Annotated in this window: 22 protein-coding genes; 12 read left to right on the top strand and 10 right to left on the bottom strand. The window is 71.4% G+C overall.

Annotated features, from left to right (window positions below; translation table 11 throughout):
* Positions 1-131: 131 nt before the first annotated feature.
* Positions 132-956 carry a Fic family protein gene (locus E5083_RS22080; RefSeq protein WP_135787412.1) on the bottom strand — a complete coding sequence of 275 codons (825 nt, stop codon included), beginning with the start codon at positions 954-956 and terminating at the stop codon, positions 132-134.
* A 129-nt stretch (positions 957-1085) separates the two neighbouring features.
* Between E5083_RS22080 and E5083_RS22075 the strand changes: the two genes are divergently transcribed.
* A complete protein-coding gene (locus E5083_RS22075) occupies positions 1086-2066 on the top strand; it encodes an ATP-binding protein (protein WP_208754117.1) in 981 nt (326 codons plus the stop codon).
* Between the two features lie 20 nt (positions 2067-2086).
* On the opposite strand, the gene E5083_RS22070 is transcribed toward E5083_RS22075, so the two are convergent.
* Positions 2087-3352: a polysaccharide deacetylase family protein gene (locus E5083_RS22070; protein ID WP_135787410.1), complete on the bottom strand. Its 1266-nt coding sequence runs from the start codon at positions 3350-3352 to the stop codon at positions 2087-2089.
* A 350-nt stretch (positions 3353-3702) separates the two neighbouring features.
* Between E5083_RS22070 and E5083_RS22065 the strand changes: the two genes are divergently transcribed.
* The 6 genes from E5083_RS22065 (at position 3703) to E5083_RS31800 (ending at position 11555) form a co-directional block, all read left to right on the top strand.
* A complete protein-coding gene (locus E5083_RS22065) occupies positions 3703-6069 on the top strand; it encodes a SulP family inorganic anion transporter (protein ID WP_135787409.1) in 2367 nt (788 codons plus the stop codon).
* A 126-nt stretch (positions 6070-6195) separates the two neighbouring features.
* The gene (gene acs, locus E5083_RS22060; protein WP_135787408.1) at positions 6196-8154 is read left to right on the top strand and encodes an acetate--CoA ligase; all 1959 of its coding nucleotides are present in this window, start codon (positions 6196-6198) and stop codon (positions 8152-8154) included.
* 170 nt (positions 8155-8324) lie between these two features.
* Complete coding sequence (gene nhaA / locus E5083_RS22055) at positions 8325-9767, top strand: Na+/H+ antiporter NhaA (protein WP_135787407.1); 1443 nt, start codon at positions 8325-8327, stop codon at positions 9765-9767.
* A 54-nt stretch (positions 9768-9821) separates the two neighbouring features.
* Positions 9822-10301, top strand: coding sequence for a phage holin family protein (locus E5083_RS22050; RefSeq protein WP_135787406.1), 480 nt, complete (start codon positions 9822-9824; stop codon positions 10299-10301).
* The gene (locus E5083_RS22045) at positions 10298-11233 is read left to right on the top strand and encodes an alpha/beta fold hydrolase (protein WP_135787405.1); all 936 of its coding nucleotides are present in this window, start codon (positions 10298-10300) and stop codon (positions 11231-11233) included. The genes E5083_RS22050 and E5083_RS22045 overlap by 4 nt, the downstream gene beginning before the upstream one ends.
* 139 nt (positions 11234-11372) lie before the next feature.
* Entirely contained in the window at positions 11373-11555 is a 183-nt protein-coding gene (locus E5083_RS31800; protein WP_078858501.1) for a hypothetical protein, read from the top strand.
* Between the two features lie 31 nt (positions 11556-11586).
* Here the strand turns inward: E5083_RS31800 and E5083_RS22035 are convergent, their stop codons facing one another.
* The 3 genes from E5083_RS22035 to nth are packed head-to-tail and all read right to left on the bottom strand — an operon-like array spanning position 11587 to position 14411.
* Complete coding sequence (locus tag E5083_RS22035) at positions 11587-12786, bottom strand: MarP family serine protease (RefSeq protein WP_135787404.1); 1200 nt, start codon at positions 12784-12786, stop codon at positions 11587-11589.
* 56 nt (positions 12787-12842) lie between these two features.
* Positions 12843-13538: an NUDIX hydrolase gene (locus E5083_RS22030; RefSeq protein ID WP_135787403.1), complete on the bottom strand. Its 696-nt coding sequence runs from the start codon at positions 13536-13538 to the stop codon at positions 12843-12845.
* A gap of 51 nt (positions 13539-13589) precedes the next feature.
* Positions 13590-14411: an endonuclease III gene (gene nth / locus E5083_RS22025; RefSeq protein ID WP_244317608.1), complete on the bottom strand. Its 822-nt coding sequence runs from the start codon at positions 14409-14411 to the stop codon at positions 13590-13592.
* Between the two features lie 311 nt (positions 14412-14722).
* Here nth and E5083_RS22020 point away from each other — a divergent pair, with 311 nt between their 5' ends.
* Complete coding sequence (locus E5083_RS22020; protein WP_030811441.1) at positions 14723-15397, top strand: Crp/Fnr family transcriptional regulator; 675 nt, start codon at positions 14723-14725, stop codon at positions 15395-15397.
* A gap of 53 nt (positions 15398-15450) precedes the next feature.
* The gene (locus E5083_RS22015; RefSeq protein WP_135787402.1) at positions 15451-16266 is read left to right on the top strand and encodes a nucleotidyltransferase domain-containing protein; all 816 of its coding nucleotides are present in this window, start codon (positions 15451-15453) and stop codon (positions 16264-16266) included.
* On the opposite strand, the gene E5083_RS22010 is transcribed toward E5083_RS22015, so the two are convergent.
* The 4 genes from E5083_RS22010 to sp36 form a co-directional block, all read right to left on the bottom strand.
* Positions 16263-17093 (bottom strand): MBL fold metallo-hydrolase, encoded by an 831-nt coding sequence (locus tag E5083_RS22010; RefSeq protein ID WP_135787401.1) that lies wholly within the window; start codon positions 17091-17093, stop codon positions 16263-16265. The genes E5083_RS22015 and E5083_RS22010 overlap by 4 nt on opposite strands.
* The gene (locus tag E5083_RS22005) at positions 17090-17980 is read right to left on the bottom strand and encodes an NUDIX hydrolase (RefSeq protein ID WP_135787400.1); all 891 of its coding nucleotides are present in this window, start codon (positions 17978-17980) and stop codon (positions 17090-17092) included. Before E5083_RS22005 ends, E5083_RS22010 begins: the two co-directional genes overlap by 4 nt.
* A 62-nt stretch (positions 17981-18042) precedes the next feature.
* Entirely contained in the window at positions 18043-18507 is a 465-nt protein-coding gene (locus E5083_RS22000; RefSeq protein ID WP_031182708.1) for a RidA family protein, read from the bottom strand.
* Positions 18504-18662 carry a Sp36 family protein gene (gene sp36, locus E5083_RS21995; protein WP_086694324.1) on the bottom strand — a complete coding sequence of 53 codons (159 nt, stop codon included), beginning with the start codon at positions 18660-18662 and terminating at the stop codon, positions 18504-18506. The genes E5083_RS22000 and sp36 overlap by 4 nt, the downstream gene beginning before the upstream one ends.
* A 71-nt stretch (positions 18663-18733) precedes the next feature.
* Here sp36 and bagA point away from each other — a divergent pair, with 71 nt between their 5' ends.
* Together bagA and bagB are read left to right on the top strand one after the other, a co-directional pair.
* Positions 18734-19711 carry an ATPase BagA gene (gene bagA / locus E5083_RS21990; protein WP_135787399.1) on the top strand — a complete coding sequence of 326 codons (978 nt, stop codon included), beginning with the start codon at positions 18734-18736 and terminating at the stop codon, positions 19709-19711.
* The gene (bagB, locus tag E5083_RS21985; protein WP_135787398.1) at positions 19708-21051 is read left to right on the top strand and encodes an ATPase BagB; all 1344 of its coding nucleotides are present in this window, start codon (positions 19708-19710) and stop codon (positions 21049-21051) included. Before bagA ends, bagB begins: the two co-directional genes overlap by 4 nt.
* Before the next feature lie 83 nt (positions 21052-21134).
* Here bagB and wblA read toward each other — a convergent pair whose 3' ends face one another.
* Positions 21135-21473: a transcriptional regulator WblA gene (gene wblA, locus E5083_RS21980; RefSeq protein ID WP_030811461.1), complete on the bottom strand. Its 339-nt coding sequence runs from the start codon at positions 21471-21473 to the stop codon at positions 21135-21137.
* Between the two features lie 530 nt (positions 21474-22003).
* Between wblA and E5083_RS21970 the strand changes: the two genes are divergently transcribed.
* A complete protein-coding gene (locus E5083_RS21970) occupies positions 22004-24283 on the top strand; it encodes a transglycosylase domain-containing protein (RefSeq protein ID WP_135787397.1) in 2280 nt (759 codons plus the stop codon).
* Positions 24284-24309: the final 26 nt, after the last annotated feature.

The following is a 24309-nucleotide window of genomic DNA, read 5'->3' as shown; positions in this document are numbered from 1 at the left end:
GGGCCTGCTGCACCAGGGCCGGGCAAAGACCCCGACCTGATGAGCAACATATCGAGGACGCTTGGTAACCCGGTGAACATGCCAGCGGCGGTACGAGGACTCCTCGTACCGCCGCAACCATGTGTGAGGGGTCAGGCCGCTCCGCGCTGGAGGGCCTCGCAGACCGCCGTCGACTCGCGGGCGCCCAGCTCGACCGCGCGCCCGCAGTGGGCGATCCAGGCCGCCATGCCGCCGGGGGTGCCGGAGACATAGCCGTCGAGCGCGGCGAGGTAGGAGGCGCGGCCCAGTTCGGCGTGGCCGACCTCGGCCGGGCACACCGACTTCGGGTCCAGGCCGCTGCCGATCAGGACGATCCGCTCGGCCGTGCGCGCCACCAGCCCGTTGTGCGAGGTGAAGGGGCGCAGCGCGAGGATCTCGCCGTGCACCACGGCGGCCGTCACCAGGGCGGGCGCGGAAGAACCGGCGATGATCAGCTCCGCGAGGCCGTCCAGGCGTCCGGACACCTCCGGGGCGTCCGGCAGCGGCAGCTCGATGAGGGGCTCGTCGGCGAGTTCGCCCGCCCGGCGCGGCCGGCCGACCTCGTCGGTGTCGCTCGCGGCGGCCACCATGTGCAGCCGGGCCAGCACCCGCAGCGGGGACTGCCGCCAGATGGACAGCAGTTGCCCGGCCTCGGCGGTCAGCCTCAGGGCCGCGCCCATGACGCGCGCCTCGTCGCCGGTGCTGAAGTCGGTGCGGCGCCGCACCTCTTCCAGGGCCCAGTCGGCGCCGGACAGCGCCGCCGAGCCGCGGGCGCCGCGCAGGGCCGCCTCGGAGGTGATGGCGTTGCTGCGACGGCGCATGATCCGGTGCCCGTACACCCGGTCCACGGCCTTGCGCACGGACTCCACGGAGTCGGCCACGCCGGGCAGCGAGCCCAGGGCCGCAAGGGGATCTGCGGTCGCTCCTGTCGTACTCATGAGGTCGACCCTACGCGCCCACGCCTTTGGCCGGCCGTCAGCCCTTGTTCGGCGCTCACACCCCTCGAAGGAGTGACGTTCGGGGCCTTCCTGGCACATACAGCTACGAGCTGACTACCCTTCGTGAACATGAAAATTGCTTTCGTCGGGAAGGGCGGCAGCGGCAAGACCACGCTCTCCTCCCTCTTCATCCGCCATCTCGTCGCCGCCGGGGCCCCGGTGGTCGCGATCGACGCGGACATCAACCAGCACCTCGGACCCGCGCTCGGCCTCGACGAGGACCAGGCGGCGGCGCTGCCCGCGATGGGCGACCGGCTGCCGCTGATCAAGGACCATCTGCGCGGCTCCAACCCGCGCATCGCGTCGGCCGAGACAATGATCAAGACCACCCCGCCCGGCTCGGGTTCGCGGCTGGTCCGGATCAGCGAGCCCGACGCGATCTACGACGCCTGTGCGCGTCCGGTGGAACTCGACGGCGGTGCCGTCCGTTTGATGGTCACCGGCCCCTTCACCGACGCCGACCTGGGGGTCGCCTGCTACCACTCCAAGACCGGAGCGGTGGAGCTGTTCCTGAACCACCTCGTCGACGGCCCCGGCGAGTACGTCGTGGTGGACATGACCGCCGGCTCGGACTCCTTCGCCTCCGGCATGTTCACCCGCTTCGACATGACGTTCCTCGTCGCCGAGCCGACCCGGAAGGGGGTGTCCGTCTACCGCCAGTACAAGGAGTACGCCCGCGACTTCGGTGTCACCCTGAAGGTCGTCGGCAACAAGGTCCAGGGTCCGGACGACGTCGACTTCCTGCGCGAGGAGGCCGGGGACGACCTGCTGGTGACGGTCGGGCACTCCGACTGGGTGCGCGCCATGGAGAAGGGGCGCCCGCCGCGCTTCGGCCTGCTGGAGGAGGGAAATGTCTCCGCGCTGGAGACGCTCCGGGCCGCCGCCGACGCGACGTACGGGCTGCGGGACTGGGAGCGGTACACCCGGCAGATGGTCCACTTCCATCTGCGCAACGCCCAGTCGTGGGGCAACGAGCGCACCGGGGCCGACCTGGCGGCGCAGATCGACCCCGGCTTCGTGCTCGGCGAGAGCGTGGCGACTCCCGTCTGACATCTACTGCCGCTTGACGCTTACTGCTTGGCGGCCGGCGCTCCAGGGACGCCCTTCGGCGCCGGGGCCGGGCGGCCGGAGAGCAGGGACGCCCAGCCCTGCTTGGGCGCCTCGCCCACCTCGAGGGTGCGCAGCTTGGCCAGGGTCTGCGGGTCCTGGGCGTCCAGCCAGTCGGTCAGCTCGTGGAACGAGACGCAGCGGACGTCGGGCTTGTTGCACACGTTCTTGACGACGTCCTCGATGGCGCGCATGTACGTGCCGCCGTTCCAGGACTCGAAGTGGTTGCCGATGATCAGGGGCGCGCGGTTGCCGTCGTAGGCGCGGTCGAAGCCCTTGAGGAGGCCGTCGCGCATCTCGTCGCCCCACAGGGCGAACTTGTCGGGGTCGCCCTGTGTCCGGGTGCCGGACTGGTTGACCATGAAGTTGTAGTCCATGGTGAGCTGCTCGAAGGTGTGGCCGGGGAAGGGCACGAGCTGCATGGACAGGTCCCAGAGACCTTCCTTCTTCTTCGGCCAGACCTGGTTGTTGACGCCGCTGGAGTCGTAGCGGAAGCCCATCTGGCTCGCCGCCTTGACGAAGTTCTTCTGCCCTTCCAGACAGGGGGTGCGGGCGCCGATGAGTTCCTTGTCGTAGTCGAAGGGCAGCGGCGAGGACTTCTTCAGGCCCGAGTTGGTCTTCCAGGTCTTCACGAACTCCTTGGCCTGGCTGATCTCGCTCTTCCACTCGGCCACGGACCACTGGCCGACCCCGCCCTCGGGTCCGCAGAAGTGGCCGTTGAAGTGGGTGCCGATCTCGTTGCCCTCCAGCCAGGCCAGGCGCGCCTGCTTGGTGGTGTCGGCGATGCCCTGCTCGTCGTTGAAGCCGATGTCGGAGCGGCCCGGCGAGTGCTGCGGCGGCTTGTAGAGGTCCCGCTTCTCCTCCGGCAGCAGGTAGACGCCGCTGAGGAAGAACGTCATGTTGGCGCGGTTGTCCTTGGCGACCTTGCGGAAGTGCGAGAACAGCTTCTGGCTGTCCTCACCCGCGCCGTCCCAGGAGAACACCACGAACTGCGGCGGCTTCTGACCCGGCTTCAGCTTCTCGGGCCTGGGCAGGTGCGGCTGCGCGCCGGTGTACGCGGTGGACCCGTCGCCGATCAGCCGGACGACGCTCTGCGGGGCCGGGGCGCCCTTCTGCGGGCCGGACGCGCCTTCCCGTGCCTGGTCGGAGCCGGCGGCACAACCGGCGAGGGACGCGGCACCGGCAGCGGCGACCATGGCACAGACGGCGATCCTCTGGGTGGCGGCCATGTTCCGCCCACCTTCTTCCTTCTCTCGGGCGAACTCTCAGGCGAACGCCGATGAGGGCGTTTTCTGGTGATGCGCCGGATTCCTCCTGGCGGCGCCGTCAAAGTCGCATGGGGTCGAGAAGGAACTAGTACGACAAGCCGACCAAATGCCCGCTTCACTCGGCCGAGTGCACATATGTGCCATTTGCTTCGAAAAGACTTGCCGAGCCTTTACTCTGGATTACGGTTCGTTTACCGAGCGTTGAATCATCCCGCCGCTGCACGCCGTGACCCACGGCCGCGACCGAACCCCCCCGCCGCCGGGCGGGACCCCACAGACCGCGACCGCGCTGCCCCGGAGGAGACGGGAACATGTCAGCCTGCGCACCACCCCGTACCGAGCACTCCCCGCCCACCACCCCACCGCCCCGGCGCCGCCGTTTCCGCGTCGAGAGCGCCGACGTCTCCGCGTGCATCGCGGTGTTCCTCATCGCCCTGCCGCTCTCGCTCGGCATCGCCCTGGCCACCGGCGCCCCGCTGCAGGCGGGCCTGGTGGCCGCGGCGGTCGGCGGGATCGTCGCCGGCCGGATCGGCGGCTGTCCCTTGCAGGTCAGCGGGCCCGCCGCCGGCCTGACCGTGGTCACCGCCGACCTCATCCACCAGTACGGCTGGCGGGCGACCTGCGGCATCACCGTCCTCGCCGGACTCGCCCAGCTCGGCCTCGGCTGCCTGAAGGTGGCGCGCGGCGCGCTCGCCGTCAGCCCGGCGGTCGTGCACGGCATGCTCGCGGGCATCGGCATCACCATCGCCGTGGCCCAGGTGCACATCGTGCTCGGCGGCCGCCCGGACAGCTCCGTCCTCACCAACCTGCGCGCGCTACCCGCCCAGTTGGCCCACCTCGACCCGGCCGCCGTGGTGATCAGCGCGCTGACGCTGACCCTGCTGCTGGCCTGGCCCCGCATCCCCGACCCGGTGGGCAGCCGGCTGCGCAAGGTGCCGGCCGCGCTGGTCGCCGTCGTCGGGGCCACCGTGACGGCGGCGCTGACCGGGATCACCCTGCCCCGCGTCGACCTGCCGTCCTGGCGCAGCCACGCCCTGGCCGGTCTCCCCGAGGGCCCGGCGCTCGGCATCGTCGCCGCCGTGCTCACCACCACCCTGGTGTGCAGCGTGCAGTCGCTGCTCGGCGCGGTCGCCGTGGACAAGCTGGCCGCCGGCCGCACCGGCCCCGCGCGCGTGGGACGCTCCGACCTCGACCGTGAACTGCTCGGCCAGGGCGCGGCCAACATCGTCTCCGGCGCGCTCGGCGGACTGCCGGTCGCGGGGGTGGCGGTACGCAGCACGGCGAACGTCAACTCGGGCGCGGTGAGCCGGAACTCCACGATGCTGCACGGCGGTCTCGTGGTGATCGCCGCGCTGCTGCTGGTCCCCCTCCTGGAGCAGATCCCGCTCGCCTCACTCGCTGCCCTGGTGATGGCCGTCGGCATCCAGATGGTGTCCCTGAACCACATCCGCACGGTGACCCGGCACCGCGAGGTGCCGGTGTACGTCGCGACCACCCTCGGCGTGGTCTGCCTCAACGTCCTTCAGGGCGTGCTCCTGGGCATCGCCGTGGCCGTCGCCCTCGCCCTGCACCGCCTCACCCACACCCGCATCACGCACGAGGAGAGGGAGGGAGTCCATCACGTCCGGGTACGCGGCCAGTTGACGTTCCTCGCCGTGCCCCGGCTCAGCCGGGCCCTGCACCGCGTCCCGCACGGCACCCGTGCCGTCGTCGAGCTGGACGGCTCCTTCATGGACCACGCGGCGTACGAGTCGCTCCAGGACTGGCGGAGTTCCCACACCGCGCGGGGCGGCTCCGCCGAGCTGAAGGACCGCCGTACCGGGGTGCGCAGCGCGGGCACCCCGTCCTCCGCCGTCTGCCGGTGCCGCCCCTGGACCCCGTGGCGCAACCACCGGTGCGACATGCCGACGGCGGCCATGAGCAAGGGTGCCGCCGACAGCACGGGCGCCTCACGCCCCGACACCCATGAACTCGCCCGTGGCATCAGCTCGTTCCAGCGGAACACCGCCCCGCTGGTCCGGGAGGAGCTGGCCCGGCTGGCCAGGGAGGGACAGCGGCCCTCGCAGCTCTTCCTCACCTGCGCCGACTCCCGGCTCGTCACCTCGATGATCACCGCCAGCGGTCCCGGCGACCTGTTCGTGGTGCGCAACGTCGGCAACCTGGTGCCGCCGCCCGGCCAGGAGCACGCCGACGACTCGGTGGCCGCCGCCATCGAGTACGCGGTGGACGTGCTCGGGGTCAGGTCGATCACCGTGTGCGGGCACTCCGGGTGCGGGGCGATGCAGGCCCTGCTCGCCGCCGAGCCCGGCGCCGCCCCCACCCCGCTGCGCCGGTGGCTGCGGTACGGCGAGCCCAGCCTGGCCCGGCTGGCCGACGGGCGCCCGGAGCGGCCCCGGCTCGCCCCGCGTCCGGCGACCGACACGGTGGAGGAGCTGTCGCTGGCCAATGTGGTGCAGCAGTTGGCGCATCTGCGGGCGCACGAGTCGGTGGCGCGCGCCCTGGCGGCCGGTGCGCTGGAGCTGCACGGCATGTACTTCCACGTCGGAGAGGCGCGGGCGTACCTGCTCGGCGGCGAAGGAGCCGAGGGGGACGAGGCGGAGGCCGCGGTGTTCCACGAGGTCAGAGAGGACGCCAAAGAGGACGTGCGAGAGGCGCCGGAGGTGGGCAGCTTGGTCTGAGCGGCCACCCGCGCGGGGACCGCAGAAAGGTCTAAACCAATTCTGCGGTCCACCCTTGTCATCAGCCCCGACGTCTGATGAGGTGTGGCCTGGGACACAACGGACACCCTGGGAAAGGGAGATGTCGTGAGCAACGAGAGCCTGGCCAACCTCTTGAAGGAGGAGCGACGCTTCGCGCCGCCGGCCGACCTGGCCGCGAACGCCAACGTCACGGCCGAGGCGTACGAACAGGCCGCGGCGGACCGGCTCGGCTTCTGGGCCGAGCAGGCCCGCAGGCTGAGCTGGGCCAAGGAGCCGACGAAGACGCTGGACTGGTCGAACCCGCCGTTCGCCAAGTGGTTCGAGGACGGCGAGCTGAACGTCGCCTACAACTGCGTGGACCGGCACGTGGAGGCCGGGAACGGCGACCGGGTCGCCATCCACTTCGAGGGCGAGCCGGGCGACAGCCGCTCCCTCACCTACGCCGAGCTGAAGGACGAGGTCTCCAAGGCGGCCAACGCGCTGCTGGAACTGGGTGTCCGCAAGGGCGACCGGGTCGCCATCTACATGCCGATGATCCCCGAGACCGCCATCGCCATGCTGGCCTCGGCCCGCATCGGCGCCGCGCACTCGGTGGTCTTCGGCGGCTTCTCGGCCGACGCGCTGGCCACCCGGATCAAGGACGCGGACGCCAAGGTCGTCATCACCGCCGACGGCGGCTACCGCCGGGGCCAGCCGTCCGCGCTCAAGCCCGCCGTGGACGACGCGGTCGCCAAGGCCGACGGCACCGTCGAGCACGTGCTGGTGGTGCGCCGTACCGGGCAGGACGTGGCGTTCGACGCCGAGCGGGACGTGTGGTGGGACGAGCTGGTCGGGCGCCAGTCGGCCGAGCACACCCCGGAGGCGTTCGACGCGGAACACCCGCTGTTCATCCTCTACACCTCCGGCACCACGGGTAAGCCCAAGGGCATCCTGCACACCTCGGGCGGCTACCTCACGCAGACCGCGTACACCCACTGGGCGGTGTTCGACCTCAAGCCGGAGACGGACGTCTACTGGTGCACGGCCGACGTCGGCTGGGTCACCGGCCACTCGTACATCGTGTACGGCCCGCTGGCCAACGGCGCGACCCAGGTGATGTACGAGGGCACCCCGGACACCCCGCACCAGGGCCGCTTCTGGGAGATCGTCGAGAAGTACCGGGTTTCCATCCTGTACACCGCGCCCACCGCGATCCGGACGTTCATGAAGTGGGGCGACGACATCCCCGCGCAGTTCGACCTGACCTCGCTCCGGGTGCTCGGTTCGGTGGGCGAGCCCATCAACCCAGAGGCGTGGGTCTGGTACCGCAAGAACATCGGCGCCGACCGCACCCCGGTCGTGGACACCTGGTGGCAGACCGAGACCGGCGCGATGATGATCTCGCCGCTGCCGGGCGTCACCGAGACCAAGCCCGGTTCCGCGCAGCGCCCGCTGCCCGGCATCAGCGCCACCGTCGTCGACGACGAGGCGAACGAGGTGCCGGACGGAGGCGGCGGCTACCTGGTCCTCACCGAGCCGTGGCCGTCGATGCTCCGCACCATCTGGGGCGACGACCAGCGCTTCCTGGACACCTACTGGTCGCGCTTCGAGGGCAGGTACTTCGCCGGCGACGGCGCCAAGAAGGACGACGACGGGGACATCTGGCTCCTCGGCCGGGTGGATGACGTGATGCTGGTGTCGGGCCACAACATCTCCACCACCGAGGTGGAGTCGGCGCTGGTGTCGCACCCGGCGGTCGCCGAGGCGGCCGTCGTGGGCGCCGCCGACGAGACGACCGGGCAGGCCATCGTCGCGTTCGTCATCCTGCGCGGCTCGGCCGCCGAGGACGAGAAGCTGGTCGCCGAGCTGCGCGACCATGTCGGCGCCACCCTCGGCCCGATCGCCAAGCCCAAGCGCGTCCTGCCGGTCGCGGAGCTGCCCAAGACCCGCTCCGGCAAGATCATGCGCCGGCTGCTGCGGGACGTGGCGGAGAACCGGCAGCTCGGAGACGTCACCACCCTGACCGACTCCACGGTGATGACGCTCATCCAGTCCAAGCTGCCGTCGTCCTCCAGCGAGGACTGAGCACAGGCGGACAGAGGGTGCCCCGGCGAGCGCGCCGGGGCACCCGGCCTGCCAGATCATGTGATCTTAGGTAAAGTAAACAAAGTACGGCAGTAGTCCGTGCCTCGAGGTGCGCCGGGAAGTCTGGTCGGCAAGCGTTCTGTCATGCCCACCAGCCGGAGGTCTCCACCGTGGCCGCGCCCCGCACCCCCCGCACCGCCCGCAAGGCGCTCGCCCGCCTGTCGCTGCCGGAGCGGACCGCCGTGGCGGACGCGCTGCGCACCGAGACCGTGGGCGGTGTCCTCCTGCTCGCCGCCGCCGTCGCGGCGCTGATCTGGGCCAACGTCCCCGCGCTGAGCCACGCCTACACGACCGTCAGCCACTTCCACCTCGGCCCCGCCGCCCTCGGCCTGGACCTCTCCGTCGCCCACTGGGCGGCCGACGGCCTGCTCGCGGTGTTCTTCTTCGTCGCCGGGGTCGAGCTGAAGCGGGAACTGGTCGCCGGCGACCTGCGCGACCCCAAGGCGGCCGTGCTGCCCGTGGTGGCCGCGCTGTGCGGGATGGCCGTCCCCGCGCTGGTGTACACGCTCACCAACCTCACCGGAGGCGGCTCCCTGGCCGGCTGGGCGGTGCCGACCGCCACCGACATCGCCTTCGCGCTCGCCGTCCTCGCGGTCATCGGCACCTCGCTGCCCAGCGCGCTGCGCGCCTTCCTGCTGACCCTCGCGGTGGTCGACGACCTCTTCGCCATCCTGATCATCGCCGTCTTCTTCACCAGCCAAATCAACTTCGCCGCCCTCGGCGGGGCGGTCGTCGCCCTCGCGGTGTTCTGGCTGCTGCTGCGCAAGGGCGTGCGCGGCTGGTACATCCATCTGCCGCTGGCGCTGGTGATCTGGGCCCTGATGTACAACAGCGGCGTCCACGCCACCATCGCCGGTGTGGCGATGGGCCTGATGCTCCGCTGCGTCACCCGTGAGGGTGAGGAGCGCTCGCCGGGTGAACGGCTGGAGCATCTGGTGCGACCGCTGTCGGCCGGGCTGGCGGTACCGCTGTTCGCCCTGTTCAGCGCGGGTGTGCCGGTGTCCGGCGGGGCGCTGGCCCAGGTGTTCACGCGGCCGGAGACGCTCGGGGTGGTGCTCGGCCTGGTGGTCGGCAAGACGGCCGGTGTCTTCGGCGGGACCTGGCTGACCGTGCGCTTCACCCGTGCCTCGCTGAGCGAGGGGCTGGCCTGGGCCGACGTCTTCGCGGTCGCCACGCTCGCCGGGATCGGCTTCACCGTCTCCCTGCTCATCGGCGAGCTGGCCTTCACCGGCGACCTCGCGCTCACCGAGGAGGTCAAGGCGTCCGTCCTCGTCGGATCGCTGATCGCGGCCATCTGTGCGACGGTGCTGCTGAAGGTGCGCAACGCCAGGTACCGGCGGCTGTGCGAGGACGAGGAGCGCGACGAGGACCAGGACGGCATCCCCGACGTCTACGAGCAGGACGACCCGGCGTACCACCTGCGCATGGCCGAGATCCATGAGGGGAAGGCCGCTGAGCACCGGCGTATCGCGGCCGGGCTGTCCGCCGCCGCGCGCCACGCGCGTGCCGAAGTGCCGGGCGGGGCAGGCGAGGAGAACGGTCGTCCGGCATGATCTGACGAGACGGTACAAAACAAGACGGCATCACAAGCAGAGGGAGAGAACGCGATGAGCGCACCCGACGGCAGGCCGGTCGGCGCCGAACACAGCATCGGCCAACTGGTCGCCTCGGCGACGACCGAGATGTCGGCGCTGGTGCACGACGAGATCGCGCTGGCCAAGGCGCAGCTCAAGCGGGACGTGAAGCGCGGCGCGGCGAGCGGCGGGGCCTTCTCCGGCGCGGGCGCGGTGCTGGTGTTCTCGCTGCCGATGCTCAACTTCGCGCTGGCGTACGGCATCCGGACCTGGAGCCACTGGAACCTCGCGGTGTGCTTCCTGCTGTCCTTCGCCGCCAATGTGCTGGTGGCCGGTCTGCTCGCGCTGATCGGTGTGGTGTTCGCCAAGAAGGCCAAGAAGAGCAAGGGCCCGCAGAAGGTCGCCGCGTCCGTGAAGCAGTCGGCGGGCGTCCTGCAGAACGCCAAGCCACACCCGCGTGAGCTGCCTCCGGCGGACCGCGCGCACAAGGCTGTGGCACGCTCGTCCTCATGACGGAACCCGCCGCCGCACCGGCCGTACGCCTCGACCTGCCCTCCGGGGAGCGGGTGACGCACCGGGATGTCGCCGCCAACGGCGCGCGTTTCCACATCGCGGAGCTGGGCGACGGCCCCCTGGTGCTGCTGCTGCACGGCTTCCCGCAGTTCTGGTGGACCTGGCGGTACCAGTTGTCCGCGCTGGCGGGCGCGGGCTACCGGGCCGTGGCCATGGACCTGCGGGGCGTCGGCGGCAGCGACCGCACCCCGCGCGGGTACGACCCGGCCAACCTCGCGCTGGACGTCACCGGGGTGATCCGCTCGCTCGGCGAGCCGGACGCCGCGCTGGTCGGCCACGACCTGGGCGGCTACCTGGCGTGGACGGCGGCGGCGATGCGGCCCAAGCTGGTCCGGCGGCTCGCGGTGGCGTCGATGCCGCACCCGAGGCGCTGGCGCGCGGCGATGCTGCGCGACGCCCGGCAGACGGCGGCCAGCTCCTACATCTGGGGTTTCCAGCGGCCGTGGATTCCCGAGCGGCAGCTCACCGCGGACGACGGCGCGCTGGTGGGCGAGCTGATCCGGGACTGGTCCGGGCCGCGCCTGCCGGAGGACGCGGACGTGGCGGCGTACCAGCGGGCGATGTGCATCCCGTCGACGGCGCACTGCTCGATCGAGCCGTACCGCTGGCTGGTGCGGTCGCTGGCGCGGCCTGACGGCATCCAGTTCAACCGGCGGATGAAGCGGCCGGTGCGGGTGCCCACGCTGCATCTGCACGGCTCGCTGGACCCGGTCACCCGCACGCGCAGCGCGGCCGGTTCGGGCGAGTACGTGGAGGCGCCGTACCGCTGGCGGCTGTTCGACGGGCTGGGGCACTTCCCGCACGAGGAGGACCCGGTGGCGTTCTCCACCGAGCTGATCAACTGGCTGAAGGACCCCGAACCCGATCGGTGACCGTTCGGATGCGCCGAGTGCCCGCTTTCCCGACCGTTCCTGACTGTTTGCGCACCGAACTGCCACATGCCTGACGCATAGGCCGATCGGGGGGCCCGGACGCGGTTACTGACCTTGGGGCGGGGGCACACGTCGGGGTATGGGCTGGACGCACGACTACGGTGACGCACCCCGCGAACGACGCTCGGCCTCCGGGCCGGATTCGCCGCAACCAGGAACGCCGCAACTCGCGGAGGCGGACCCGAGGGTGGGGATTCCGCGTATCCTGCGCCGCCGGGCCCGCTGGGTCTCCGTACGCCTGCGCCACACCGCGCGCACCTGAACCCGCGTCACCTCTGGAGGACGCGGTCGCCTCACAGGGCGCAGTTGTCGGTACCCACCTGGCTGTTCGCCGTACGCCCCCGTGTGATGTCGGGGCGGATCTCGTCCGCGGTCAGGGCGTAGCCGGTCTCGGCGTCGTCGCGCGACTTGGCGAACACCACGCCGTACACCGTGCCCTGAGGGGTCAGCAGGGGGCCGCCGGAGTTGCCCTCGCGGACCGTGGTGAACAGTGAGTACACGTCACGGCCGACCGTGCCCCGGCGGTAGATGTCCGAGCCGTTCGCCATGATGCGCCCGCGCACCCGCGCCGCGCGCACGTCGTACGCGCCGTTCTCCGGGAAGCCGGCCACGATGGCGCCGTCCCCGCTGCCGGCGTCCTTCGAGGCGAACCGCAGCACGGGGGCCTTGAGGTCGGGCACGTCCAGGACGGCGATGTCGCGCCGCCAGTCGTAGAGGACGACGGTCGCGTCGTATGTGCGGCCCTCGCCGCCTATCTGGACGGTGGGTTCGTCGACGCCGCCGACGACATGGGCGTTGGTCATCACGCGCCGGTCGCCGAAGACGAAGCCGGTGCCCTCCAGCACCTTGCCGCAACTGCGGGCGGTGCCGGTGACCTTGACGATGGAGCGCTGGGCCCTGACCGCCACGGCGCTGCTCGCCAGGGCCGGGTCCGGCGGCTGGACCTCGCGGATCTGCTCGTCGGAGAAGGGGCTGAAGACCTGCGGGAAGCCGTTCTGCGCGAGGACCGAGCCGAAGTCCTTGAACCAGGTGTTCGACTGCACCGGCAGCACCTGGTCCATCCCCACCAGCACCTTGGAGCCGCGGACCTCGCGGCCGAGCGTCGGCAGCGTGGTCTGGGCGAGCGCGGAGCCGATCAGCCAGGCGACCAGCAGCATGGCGCCCACGTTGACCAGGGCGCCGCCGGTGGCGTCCAGCGCGCGGGCCGGGGACCAGGTGATGTGGCGGCGCAGCTTGTTGCCCCAGTGGGTGGTGAGGGCCTGCCCGACGGAGGCGATCACGATGACGACGATGACCGCGACGACGGCCGCCACGGTGCCGACCTCGGCGTTGTCGGTCACCGCGTCCCAGACCGGGGGCAGCGCGTAGACGGCGAGCAGGCCGCCGCCGAGGAAGCCGATCACCGACAGGATGCCCACGACGAAGCCCTGGCGGTAGCCCACGACCGCGAACCAGACGGCGGCCAGCAGCAACAGGATGTCCAGCACGTTCAACGCTTCAGGCCCCGCCCGTCGACTTTCCCGCGGTAACGATCACGCACGACACCCTGTCACGACCAGCGGTCGAGCGGGACCTGCCGGGTCCGGTCCCAGGGCAGCTCCCAGCCCGCGTAGTGCAGCAGCCGGTCGATGACCCCGGCCGTGAACCCCCACACCAGCGCCGATTCGACCAGGAACGCCGGGCCCCGGAACCCGCTGGGGTGCACGGTGGTCGCGCGGTTGGCGGGGTCCGTGAGATCCGCCACGGGGACGGTGAAGACGCGCGCCGTCTCGTTGGGATCGACCACTCCGACCGGGCTCGGCTCGCGCCACCAGCCGAGGACGGGGGTGACGACGAACTCGCTGACCGGGATGTAGAGCGCGGGCAGCACCCCGAAGAGCTGGACGCCGGCCGGGTCGAGCCCGGTCTCCTCCTCCGCCTCGCGCAGGGCCGCCCGCAGCGGACCGTCGGTCTTGGGGTCGCCGTCCACCGCGTCGAGGGCGCCGCCGGGGAAGGAAGGCTGGCCCGCGTGGGAGCGCAGCGAGCCGGAGCGCTCCATCAGCAGCAGCTCGGGGCCGCGCTCGCCCTCGCCGAACAGGATCAGCACCGCCGACTGCCGGCCGCCGCCGTCCTCGGGCGGCAGGAAGCGGCTGAGCTGCAGCGGCTGGACCGTCTCGGCGGCCCGCGCCACCGGCTCCAGCCAGCCCGGCAGCCCCTGTCTGCGCAGCGCCACCGGGCTCTCGTGCGTGTCACGCGTGTACGTCATGCCACCCCCTGCTGCCGTGTCCAACGCCCGACTGCCCCCTGATCGTTCCCCTCATCCGGCCCCCAGCGGCGGGGCCGGGATGCCGCCCGCGTCCAGATAGGACTGCGGCGGGTTGAGCCGCTGGCCGGGGAAGCCGCCCTTCTCGTACTTGAGGAGCTTGCGGGCCTTGTCCGGGTCGGTCTCGCCCTCGCCGTAGGACGGGCAGAGCGGGGCGATCGGGCAGGCGCCGCAGGCGGGCTTGCGGGCGTGGCAGATGCGGCGGCCGTGCCAGATGACGTGGTGGGAGAGGTCGGTCCAGTCCTTCTTGGGGAACAGCTCGCCGACCGCGGCCTCGATCTTCTCGGGCTCGGTCTGCTCGGTCCACTTCCAGCGCCGCACCAGCCGCTGGAAGTGGGTGTCCACGGTGATGCCGGGCCGGCCGAAGGCGTTGCCGAGGACCACGAAGGCGGTCTTGCGGCCGACGCCGGGCAGCTTGACCAGGTCCTCCAGCTTTCCGGGGACCTCACCGCCGAAGTCCTCCACGAGCGCCTTGGACAGCCCTATGACCGAGCGCGTCTTGGCCCGGAAGAAGCCGCAGGGGCGCAGGATCTCCTCCACCTCGGCGGGGTCGGCCGCCGCGAGGTCCTCCGGGGTGGGGTACTTGGCGAACAGCGCCGGGGTCGTCTGGTTGACGCGCAGGTCGGTGGTCTGGGCCGACAGGACCGTGGCGACCACGAGCTGGAAGGGGTTCTCGAAGTCCAGCTCGGGGTGGGCGTACGGATAGACCTCGGCGAGTTCGCGGTTGATCCGGCGGGCGCGGCGGACCAGGGCGGTGTGCGATTCGCCGGCCGTCCCACCGGCCGTCTTCGCGGGGTCCTTTTTTATGGATTTCACCTTTTTGCCACTTCCGTCGGAATCCTGTTCGCCCACGGCGGAATCACGTCGTGCAACCACCCGCGCGGCCCCCTCGGCCTGTGCTCTCACCGGCGATTTGGACACCCGGCCAGCCTAGAGCCCGGCACCGACATCCGCGCCGGACCCGGAAGATCGGCCCCCGATTGGACCCCTGCCGCTTACCCCGGGACACCTGTGCGGCATCCTTGTGACAGATCACACTGTTTGGACCGTCCGGGAAAACGGGGAACACGGTCCCCTGGCACGCTGGGGAGGAACATCCCCTGAGCAGCTCGACAAGGAGAGAACTCGTGGACGACGTTCTGCGGCGCAACCCGCTCTTCGCGGCTCTTGACGACGAGCAGTCCGCGGAGCTGCGCGCCTCCATGAGCGAGGTCACCCTCGCCCGTGGCGACTCCCTCTTCCACGAGGGCGACCCCGGTGACCGGCTCTACGTCGTCACCGAGGGCAAGGTCAAGCTGCACCGCACCTCCCCCGACGGGCGGGAGAACATGCTGGCCGTCGTCGGCCCCAGCGAGCTGATCGGCGAGCTGTCGCTGTTCGACCCGGGCCCGCGTACGGCCACCGCGACCGCGCTGACCGAGGTCAAGCTGCTCGGCCTCGGCCACGGCGACCTCCAGCCCTGGCTGAACGTCCGCCCCGAGGTCGCCGGCGCCCTGCTGCGCGCCGTCGCCCGCCGGCTGCGCAAGACCAACGACGCCATGTCCGACCTGGTCTTCTCCGACGTGCCCGGCCGTGTCGCCCGCGCCCTGCTGGACCTCTCGCGCCGTTTCGGCGTGCAGTCCGAGGAGGGCATCCACGTGGTGCACGACCTCACCCAGGAGGAGCTGGCCCAACTGGTCGGCGCCTCCCGCGAGACCGTCAACAAGGCCCTCGCCGACTTCGCCCAGCGCGGCTGGCTCCGCCTGGAGGCCCGCGCGGTGATCCTGCTCGACGTGGAACGCCTCGCGAAGCGCTCGCGCTGACGCCTGCCCGTAATTGACCTGCACCGCCGCCTTCGGCGGTGCACAGTGTCCGCATGTCCGGACCGCCCGCGCCCCACGGCCTCGACGCCGAGGGGTTCATCGCCCGTGAAGGCTCCCTCGCGCGCGTGCAGGACGCGTTCCGTCCCGTCGTGGCCGCCGCGCGGGACGGGCTGACGGAGACCTTCGGGGCGCGGCTGCACAGCGGCTATCTCTACGGGTCCGTCCCGCGCGGCACCGCGCGCGTGGGGCGCAGCGACCTGGACCTGCTGGTGGCGCTGCGCGAGGAGCCCACCGACGCCGACCGCACCGCCCTGGCGGCCCTCGGTACGGCCCTGGACCGCCAGTTCCCCGAGATCGACGGCTTCGGCCCGCTGCTGTACGGCGAGGCCCGGCTGCTGAGCGAGGCCGAGCGGTACGACATGGGCTGGTTCCTGGCCTGTCTGTGCACCCCGCTGGTCGGGGACGACCTCGCCGGGCGCCTGCCCCGCTACCGGCCCACTTCCCGCCTCGCCCGCGAGACCAACGGCGACCTGGCGGCGCTGCTCCCGCGCTGGCGCGAGCGGATCGCGGGGGCCGCCGACTCGGAGGAGGCCCGGCGTCCGCTGGTCCGGTTCATGTCCCGGCACCTGGTGCGCACCGGCTTCACCCTGGTCATGCCCCGCTGGAACGGCTGGACGAGCGACCTGGCCGAGATGGCCGAGGCCTTCGGCGCCTACCACCCACGCCGGGCCGCCCAGATGCGCGTCGCGGCACGCTACGGCCACGATCCCGTCGGAAACGCCGCGATCCTGCGCGGCTACGTGGACGACCTGGGCCCGTGGCTCGCCGGGGAGTACGCGCGCGTGCACGGCGTGAAGGGCGCCTCCTAGATGAGGCCGTGCTCGCCCAGGTAGTCCAACTGGGCCCGTACCGACAGCTCGGCCGCCGGCCAGAGGGAGCGGTCGACGTCGGCGTAGACGTGGGCCACGACGGCCTCGGCGGTGCGGTGGCCGTTCTCTACGGCCGTCTCGACCTGGGCGAGGCGGTGGGCGCGGTGGGCGAGGTAGAAGTCGACGGCGCCCTGGGCGTCCTCCAGGACCGGCCCGTGGCCCGGCAGGACGGTGTGCACGCCGTCGTCCACGGTCAGCGAGCGCAGCCGGCGCAGGGACGCCAGGTACTCCCCGAGGCGTCCGTCGGGATGGGCGACCAGGGTCGTACCGCGCCCGAGGATGGTGTCGCCGGTGAGCACGGCCCGGTCGGCCGGGATGTGGAAGCTGAGGGAGTCCGCGGTGTGGCCGGGCGTGGGGACCACCCGCAGCTCGAGTCCGCCGACCGTGACCACGTCCCCGGCGCCCAGCCCCTCGTCCCCGAGCCGCAGCGCCGGATCGAGCGCACGCACGCGCGTGCCGGTGATCTCCGCGAACCGGGACGCGCCCTCCGCGTGGTCGGCGTGGCCGTGGGTCAGCAGGGTGAGCGCTATCCGCTTGCCGGCCTTCTCGGCGGTGTCGACGACCTCGCGCAGGTGGCCTTCGTCCAGCGGGCCGGGGTCGATGACCACGGCGAGGTCGGAGTCGGGCTCCGCGACGATCCAGGTGTTGGTGCCGTCCAGCGTCATGGGCGAGGCGTTGGGCGCGAGCACGTTGACGGCGCGCTCGGTGGCCGGGCCCGAGCGGACCGCGTCGCGGGGCTGGCCGGGCAGGGCGGCGGCGTCGGTCATGCCGCTCCTCCCCGAGGGCCCGGAGCGGCCGGGACATGCTTGGTGAACTCGTCGTGCCCCGGCCAGCTCAGCTCCACCCGGCCGTCCAGCAGCCGGGCCCGCGCGAGCACCGGGGTGAGATCGCGCTCCGGGGCCGCGGCGAGGGCCTCCGCGGCGGTGCCGTAGGGCAGGAGTTGGCGCAGGGTGGCGATGGTGGGCGGCATCATCAGCAGCTCGCCCCTGTCGTACCCGGCGGCGGCCTCGGCGGGCCGGGTCCACACCGTGCGGTCGGCCTCGGTGGAGAGGTCACGGGTGCGCTGGCCCTCGGGGAGGGCGGCGACGAAGAACCAGGTGTCGTAGCGCCGGGACTCGAACTCCGGGGTGATCCAGCGGGTCCACGCGCCCAGCAGGTCGGAGCGCAGCACGAGCCCCCGGCGGTCCAGGAACTCCGCGAAGGACAGCTCGTGCGCGACCAGGGCGAGCCGGTCCGCCTCCCAGTCGTCGCCGCTGGTGTCGCCGACGACCGTGTCGGGGCCGGGCCCGGCGAGCAGGACGCCGGCCTCCTCGTACGTCTCGCGCACGGCCGCGCAGACGATCGCCTGGGCGACCGTCTCGTCGCCCTCTTCCATGCCGAGCCGGTCCGCCCACCACGCGCGCGTGGGGCCCGCCCAGCGGACGTGGTGGTCGTCGTCGCGCGGGTCGACACCGCCGCCCGGATACGCGTACGCGCCTCCGGCGAAGGCCATGGAGGCGCGTCTGCGCAGCATGTGGACGGCCGGTCCGGCCGGGGTGTCCTTGAGCAGCAGCACGGTCGCCGCCCGCCGGGGCACGACGGGAGTGAGCGTGCCGTCCGCGAGGGCGCGGATGCGGTCGGGCCACTCCGGGGGGTACCACTGACCGTTCGCCATGGGCGGAGGCTATCCCGAACAGGGCAGATGTTCGAGAGGTACCGGACCGGAGTCCGCGCGGGCTACGGAAGAAGCTCGACCAGGATCTCGACCTCGACCGGAGCGTCCAGCGGGAGCACCGCGACACCGACCGCGCTGCGGGCGTGCACGCCCTTGTCGCCGAGGACCTCGCCGAGCAGCTCGCTGGCGCCGTTGAGGACACCGGGCTGGCCGGTGAAGTCGGCGGCGGAGGCGACGAAGCCGGTGACCTTCACCACGCGGGCGATCAGGTCCAGGTCGCCGGTGACGGACTTGACGGCGGCCAGCGCGTTCAGCGCGCAGGTCCGGGCCAGGTCCTTGGCCTCCTCGGCGGTGACCTCGGCGCCGACCTTGCCGGTGACCGGAAGCTGTCCGTCCACCATCGGGAGCTGGCCGGCGGTGTAGACGTACTGCCCGGAGCGCACGGCGGGCTGGTAGGCGGCCAGCGGGGGCACGACCTCCGGCAGCGTCAGGCCGAGGTCGGCGAGCCGGGCCTCGACCGCGCTCACGCCTGCTTCTCGCGCTTCAGGTAGGCGACGAGCTGCTCGGCGTTGGGCCCGGGCACCACCTGGACGAGCTCCCAGCCGTCCTCGCCCCAGTTGTCCAGGATCTGCTTCGTGGCGTGGACGAGCAGCGGCACAGTTGAGTATTCCCACTTGGTCATAGGCCGACTGTAGTCGCTGTTATCCACAGCCTCCCGCGTGAGTGTCGCCCGGACTGGTTAGGCTCGAAGACGTGAGCAGGCTCCAGGTCGTCAGCGGCAAGGGCGGGACCGGAAAGACGACGGTCGCCGCCGCTCTAGCGCTGGCTCTCGCCGACGAGGGGAAGCGGACGCTTCTCGTCGAGGTCGAGGGCCGGCAAGGAATCGCGCAGCTCTTCGGGACCGAGGCGCTGCCCTACGAGGAGCGGAAGATCGCCACCGCTCCCGGCGGAGGAGAGGTGTATGCCCTCGCCATCGACGCCGAACAGGCGCTTCTGGACTACCTCCAGATGTTCTACAAACTCGGCGGCGCCGGCCGCGCGCTGAGAAAACTCGGCGCCATAGACTTCGCCACCACCATCGCCCCCGGCCTGCGGGACGTCCTGCTGACCGGCAAGGCGTGCGAGGCGGTGCGCCGCAAGGACAAGAAGGGCGCGTTCCTCTACGACCACGTCGTGATGGACGCTCCCCCCACCGGCCGCATCACCCGCTTCCTCAATGTCAACGACGAGATGGCCGGCCTCGCCAAGATCGGTCCGATACACAATCAGGCGCAGGCCGTGATGCGGGTGCTGAAGTCCCCGGAGACAGCCGTGCACCTCGTCACGCTGCTGGAGGAGATGCCGGTCCAGGAGACCGCCGACGGCATCGCCGAACTGCGCGCGGCGGGGCTGCCGGTGGGCCGCGTCATCGTGAACATGGTCCGCCCCGAGCTGCTGGACGCGGCCGACCTGGACCTGGCCCGTACGGTCCCGCACACCGCGGTCGCCCGCGCGCTGTCCTCGGCGGGCCTCGGCGGAGCGCGGCGCGGCGGGCACGCCGAGCGGCTGGTCGACCCGCTGCTGGCGCAGGCCGCCGAGTACGCCGAGCGGCACACCCTGGAGCAGGAGCAGCGCGCGGTCCTCGGCGAGCTGGACCTGCCGGTGGCCGAGCTGCCGCTGCTCCCCGAGGACATGGACCTGACGGGCCTGTACGAACTGGCCACCGAGTTGCGGAAGCAGGGGTTGTCATGAGCCAGGAGCCGCAGACCGCCGCCGACCCGGACGCGCGCTCCGGCCGCTCCCCGGCCCCGACCCTGCACGTGGACGCGCTGCTGGACGATCCGGAGACCCGGATCGTGGTGTGCTGCGGCTCCGGCGGCGTCGGCAAGACGACCACGGCCGCCGCGCTCGCCCTGAGGGCCGCCGAGCGCGGCCGCAAGGTGGTCGTCCTCACCATCGACCCGGCCAAGCGGCTGGCCCAGTCGATGGGCATCGACTCCCTCGACAACGTGCCGCGCCGGGTCAAGGGCACCGAGGACCGCCGCGAGGAGGCCCCCGGCGAGAGCGACGGGCCCGGCGAACTGCACGCCATGATGCTCGACATGAAGCGCACCTTCGACGAGGTCGTGGAGACGCACGCGGACCCCGAGCGGGCGGCCCAGATCCTGGCGAACCCCTTCTACCAGACGGTCTCCGGCGGCTTCGCGGGCACGCAGGAGTACATGGCGATGGAGAAGCTGGGCCAGCTCCGCGCCAAGGACGAGTGGGACCTGATCGTCGTCGACACCCCGCCCTCGCGGAACGCGCTGGACTTCCTCGACGCGCCCAAGCGGCTCGGGTCGTTCCTGGACGGCAAGCTGATCCGGCTGCTGACCGCGCCGGCCAAGCTGGGCGGCCGCGCGGGGATGGCGTTCCTGAACGTGGGGATGTCGATGATGACCGGCACCCTGGGCAAGATCCTGGGCGGTCAGCTCCTCAAGGACGCGCAGACGTTCGTCTCCGCCATGGACACCACCTTCGGCGGCTTCCGCACCCGCGCGGACGCCACCTTCAAGCTGCTGCAGGCGCCGGGGACGGCGTTCCTCGTGGTGGCGGCGCCCGAGCGGGACGCGCTGCGCGAGGCGGCGTACTTCGTGGAGCGGCTGGCCGCCGAGAAGATGCCGTTGGTCGGCCTGGTGCTCAACCGGGTCCACGGCAGCGGCGCCACCCGGCTGTCGGCCGAGCGGGCGCTCACCGCCGCGGAAAATCTTGCGGAGCCCGGCATTGTGGATCAGACGGACGGGAATGCTGACGTTCGTAACTCCCCCGAAACAGACGGAAGTTCAGATTCCGGCCCCGAAGACTCCCGCCCGGCGGATTCCGCCCCGGACCCGGACCGGCCCGTGGACGAGCTGACCGCGGGTCTGCTGCGCCTGCACGCCGAACGCATGCGGCTGCTCGCGCGCGAACAGCGCACGCGGGACCGTTTCATCGGCCACCACCCCGAGGTGGCCATCGTGGAAGTACCCGCGCTCCCCGGCGACGTCCACGACCTCACGGGCCTGCGCGACATCGGCGACCGCCTCGCGGCGGGGCACACGGAACTGTCCTAGCGGCCCCTGGCCGCGTCACAGCCACGCGCCCGTGCGGACCGTCGGTGCCGCCGGTGCCGCCGTCCTATGCCGGAGGCGAGCCGTCAGCTCACGGCCGCGTAGTTCTCGTAGACCTCGTCGTCGTCGAGGGGCACGATGCCCGTGCCGCGCTCGTACTCCGAGCGGGCGGTCTCCAGCAGCCGCCGCCAGGAGCTCACGGTGGGCCGGCGGCGCAGCAGCGCCCGGCGCTCGCGCTCCGTCATGCCTCCCCACACGCCGAACTCGACGCGGTTGTCCAGCGCGTCGGCCAGGCACTCCGTGCGCACCGGGCATCCGGTGCACACCGCCTTGGCCCTGTTCTGCGCTGCTCCCTGCACGAACAGTTCATCCGGATCGGTAGTGCGGCAGGCGGCCTGCGCACTCCAGTCGGTAACCCAGCCCATACCGGCGCCGTCCTCTCCCGAATCGAGGCTCCCCCACGGCGGCAGCGGCATATTCACCGCCGCCAGTTGAGGACGTTACGGAAGGCGCGGACAGCGCAACACCCCCTTCGGGCCCAATCTTGAATGGCCCGAACGGACTATGGGTAAGCGGCAGATCACCCGGAGGAGTGAGCGGGCGACATGCGTGATCATCCCGGCAAAGCGGGACGGTTGTGGTGCGGCACATGGGGCGCCGGGTGACACACGAGGCGGTTTCGGACACGTGCCCGTCGGGAAGTCGGGGCTCTCCGGAGCGATTCGGGGTCGCCGGACGTATTGCTACCTGGCCGCGCCGCTGTGACAGTTGACTGCAGCTTAGGCCAACGCCTGTGCGTGTGTCCGGCGAATGACAACCTGAGCCCCCGCTTTGCCGTGCCGTGACGCCGTCATGCCGTCGCGCCACCCGACCGGACGTCACGATCCTGCACCCGAACCGCCCGGCGGCCCGTCGCTCCCCCGGAACGCTTATCACCACGGCTTAGGCTGCACCCATGCCAAAGAAGCGCTCGGGCGGTGGTCTGTCGGCCACGCAGCAGGCCGCCAAGTTCCTCGGTGTCAGCGTGCTCGCGGGGGCGGTGATGGCGGGGATCGCACTGCCGGCCGCCGGGGCGCTGGGCCTTGCCGCGAAGGGCTCGGTACAGGGCTTCGACGAGATCCCGGCCAACCTCAAGAGCCCCCAGCTCAGCCAGCGGACGACCATACTGGACAGCCGGGGCAACCAGATCGCCAGCGTCTACTCCCGTGACCGCACGGTGGTGGAGCTGAAGGACATCTCGCCGTACATGCAGAAGTCCATCGTCGCCATCGAGGACTCGCGCTTCTACCAGCACGGCGCGATCGACCTCAAGGGTGTGCTGCGCGCGCTGAACAAGAACGCGCAGAGCGGGGGCGTCGCCCAGGGCGCGTCCACCCTCACCCAGCAGCTCGTGAAGAACTACTTCATCGAGGAGGCCGGCGACGACCCCACCAAGGTCGCCCAGGCCACCCAGCAGACCCTCGGCCGCAAGGTCCGCGAGCTGAAGTACGCGATCCAGATCGAGGAGAAGCTCGGCAAGAAGAAGATCCTGGAGAACTACCTCAACATCACCTTCTTCGGCGAGCAGGCGTACGGCGTCGAGGCCGCGGCCCAGCGCTACTTCTCCAAGCACGCCAAGGACCTCAACCTCCAGGAGTCCGCCCTGCTGGCGGGCATCGTGCAGTCCCCGAGCCGCTACGACCCGGTCAACGACGAGGCCGAGGCCACCAAGCGGCGCAACACCGTGCTCCAGCGCATGGCCGAGCTGGGCGACATCTCGCGCGCCGAGGCCGACCGCGCCGGCAAGCAGCCGCTGGGCCTGCACGTCAGCCGCCCCAAGAACGGCTGCATCACGGCGACCCGCGACTCCGCTTTCTTCTGCAAGTACGTCGAGAACGTCTTCCTCACCGACCCGGTCTTCGGCAAGTCCCGCGAGGAGCGCGCCAAGCTCTGGAACAAGGGCGGCCTGACGATCCGTACGACGCTGGACCCGCAGGCGCAGAAGTCGGTGCAGGACTCGCTCAAGGACCACGTCTACAAGTCGGACTCGGTCGCCGCGGCCGCGACCCTGGTGCAGCCGGGGACCGGCAAGGTGCTGGCGATGGGCCAGTCGAAGCCGTTCGGCTACGGCAAGGACGAGACGGAGTACAACTTCTCGGTCGACCGGGACCTGGGCGGCTCCAACTTCGGCTTCCCGACGGGTTCGACGTTCAAGCCGTTCGTGGCGGCGGCCGCGATCGAGGGCGGCAAGCCGCCGACGCAGGCGTACTCGGCGCCGTACAAGATGGCGTACCCGAGCCCGGTGCAGCGGTGCGGTTCGACGCCGTACCGGAACACCAAGAAGGAGACGGTGGAGAACGAGAACGAGTCCGAGAAGGGCCCGTACCGCATGAAGGAGGCGATGGCCAAGTCGGTCAACACCTACTTCGTGCAGCTCATCTCCGACATCGGGCTGTGCCCGGTGGCCAAGATGGCGGACAAGCTGCACGTGGTGCAGGGCGACGGCTCGAAGCTGCCGCAGGAGCCGTCCATCGCGCTCGGCTCCATCGGCCTCTCCCCGCTGACCATGGCGAACGCGTACGCCACCTTCGCCTCGCGCGGCATGTACTGCACCCCGGTCGCCATCGAGTCGATCACCGAGAAGTCCGGTGACGAGGAGAAGTCGCTGCCGGTGCCGAAGTCCACGTGTACGCGGGCGATGAGCGAGAAGACGGCGGACACCGTCAACACCCTGCTCCGGGACGTGATCGACTCCGGTACCGGCCAGGAGGCGGGGCTGAACGACCGGGACAGCGCGGGCAAGACGGGTACGACGGACGAGCGGAAGAACGCCTGGTTCGTCGGCTACACCCCGAACATGTCCGGCGCGGTCTGGGTCGGCAGCGCCCGGCAGAACGTGAAGATGACCGGCATCACCATCGGCGGGACCTACCACGACCTGGTCTTCGGTGGTGGCGTGCCGGGTCCGATCTGGCGGGACGCGATGTCCGGCGCGCTGGTGGGCAAGGACGCGCCCGACTTCAACACGATCGACATCCCCGACGACCAGGACAAGGGCGACGGCGGGGGCGACGGCCGGGGCGACGGCAACGGCAATGGCAACGGCGGTCGTCAGGGGACGCCGGGCGGGGGCCTGATCGGCGGCCTCTTCGGCGGGCTGACCGGCGGGAACGGCGGCAACAACGGCGGCCAGCCGAAGCCGACGAAGCCGGGGAACCTGGTGCAGGGGAACGCGAACGGCGGACGCCGGAACTGAGGTTCTTCTACGACAGTGGGGCCGCA

It is taken from the genome of Streptomyces bauhiniae, assembly GCF_004784475.1.
Classification (GTDB): domain Bacteria; phylum Actinomycetota; class Actinomycetes; order Streptomycetales; family Streptomycetaceae; genus Streptomyces; species Streptomyces seoulensis.
This window is presented reverse-complemented; position numbering and strand designations above follow the sequence as displayed.

Coding starts and splice junctions, on each gene's coding strand:
- E5083_RS22030 (WP_135787403.1), bottom strand. CDS start 13,538: ATGACGTACACGCGTGACACGCACGAGAGCCCGGTGGCGCTGCGCAGA.
- E5083_RS22015 (WP_135787402.1), top strand. CDS start 15,451: ATGTCCGGACCGCCCGCGCCCCACGGCCTCGACGCCGAGGGGTTCATC.
- E5083_RS22065 (WP_135787409.1), top strand. CDS start 3,703: ATGTCAGCCTGCGCACCACCCCGTACCGAGCACTCCCCGCCCACCACC.
- bagB (WP_135787398.1), top strand. CDS start 19,708: ATGAGCCAGGAGCCGCAGACCGCCGCCGACCCGGACGCGCGCTCCGGC.
- E5083_RS22045 (WP_135787405.1), top strand. CDS start 10,298: ATGACGGAACCCGCCGCCGCACCGGCCGTACGCCTCGACCTGCCCTCC.
- E5083_RS22080 (WP_135787412.1), bottom strand. CDS start 956: ATGAGTACGACAGGAGCGACCGCAGATCCCCTTGCGGCCCTGGGCTCG.
- wblA (WP_030811461.1), bottom strand. CDS start 21,473: ATGGGCTGGGTTACCGACTGGAGTGCGCAGGCCGCCTGCCGCACTACC.
- E5083_RS21970 (WP_135787397.1), top strand. CDS start 22,004: ATGCCAAAGAAGCGCTCGGGCGGTGGTCTGTCGGCCACGCAGCAGGCC.
- E5083_RS22075 (WP_208754117.1), top strand. CDS start 1,086: ATGAAAATTGCTTTCGTCGGGAAGGGCGGCAGCGGCAAGACCACGCTC.
- E5083_RS31800 (WP_078858501.1), top strand. CDS start 11,373: ATGGGCTGGACGCACGACTACGGTGACGCACCCCGCGAACGACGCTCG.
- E5083_RS22070 (WP_135787410.1), bottom strand. CDS start 3,352: ATGGCCGCCACCCAGAGGATCGCCGTCTGTGCCATGGTCGCCGCTGCC.
- sp36 (WP_086694324.1), bottom strand. CDS start 18,662: ATGACCAAGTGGGAATACTCAACTGTGCCGCTGCTCGTCCACGCCACG.
- E5083_RS22005 (WP_135787400.1), bottom strand. CDS start 17,980: ATGGCGAACGGTCAGTGGTACCCCCCGGAGTGGCCCGACCGCATCCGC.
- E5083_RS22010 (WP_135787401.1), bottom strand. CDS start 17,093: ATGACCGACGCCGCCGCCCTGCCCGGCCAGCCCCGCGACGCGGTCCGC.
- E5083_RS22050 (WP_135787406.1), top strand. CDS start 9,822: ATGAGCGCACCCGACGGCAGGCCGGTCGGCGCCGAACACAGCATCGGC.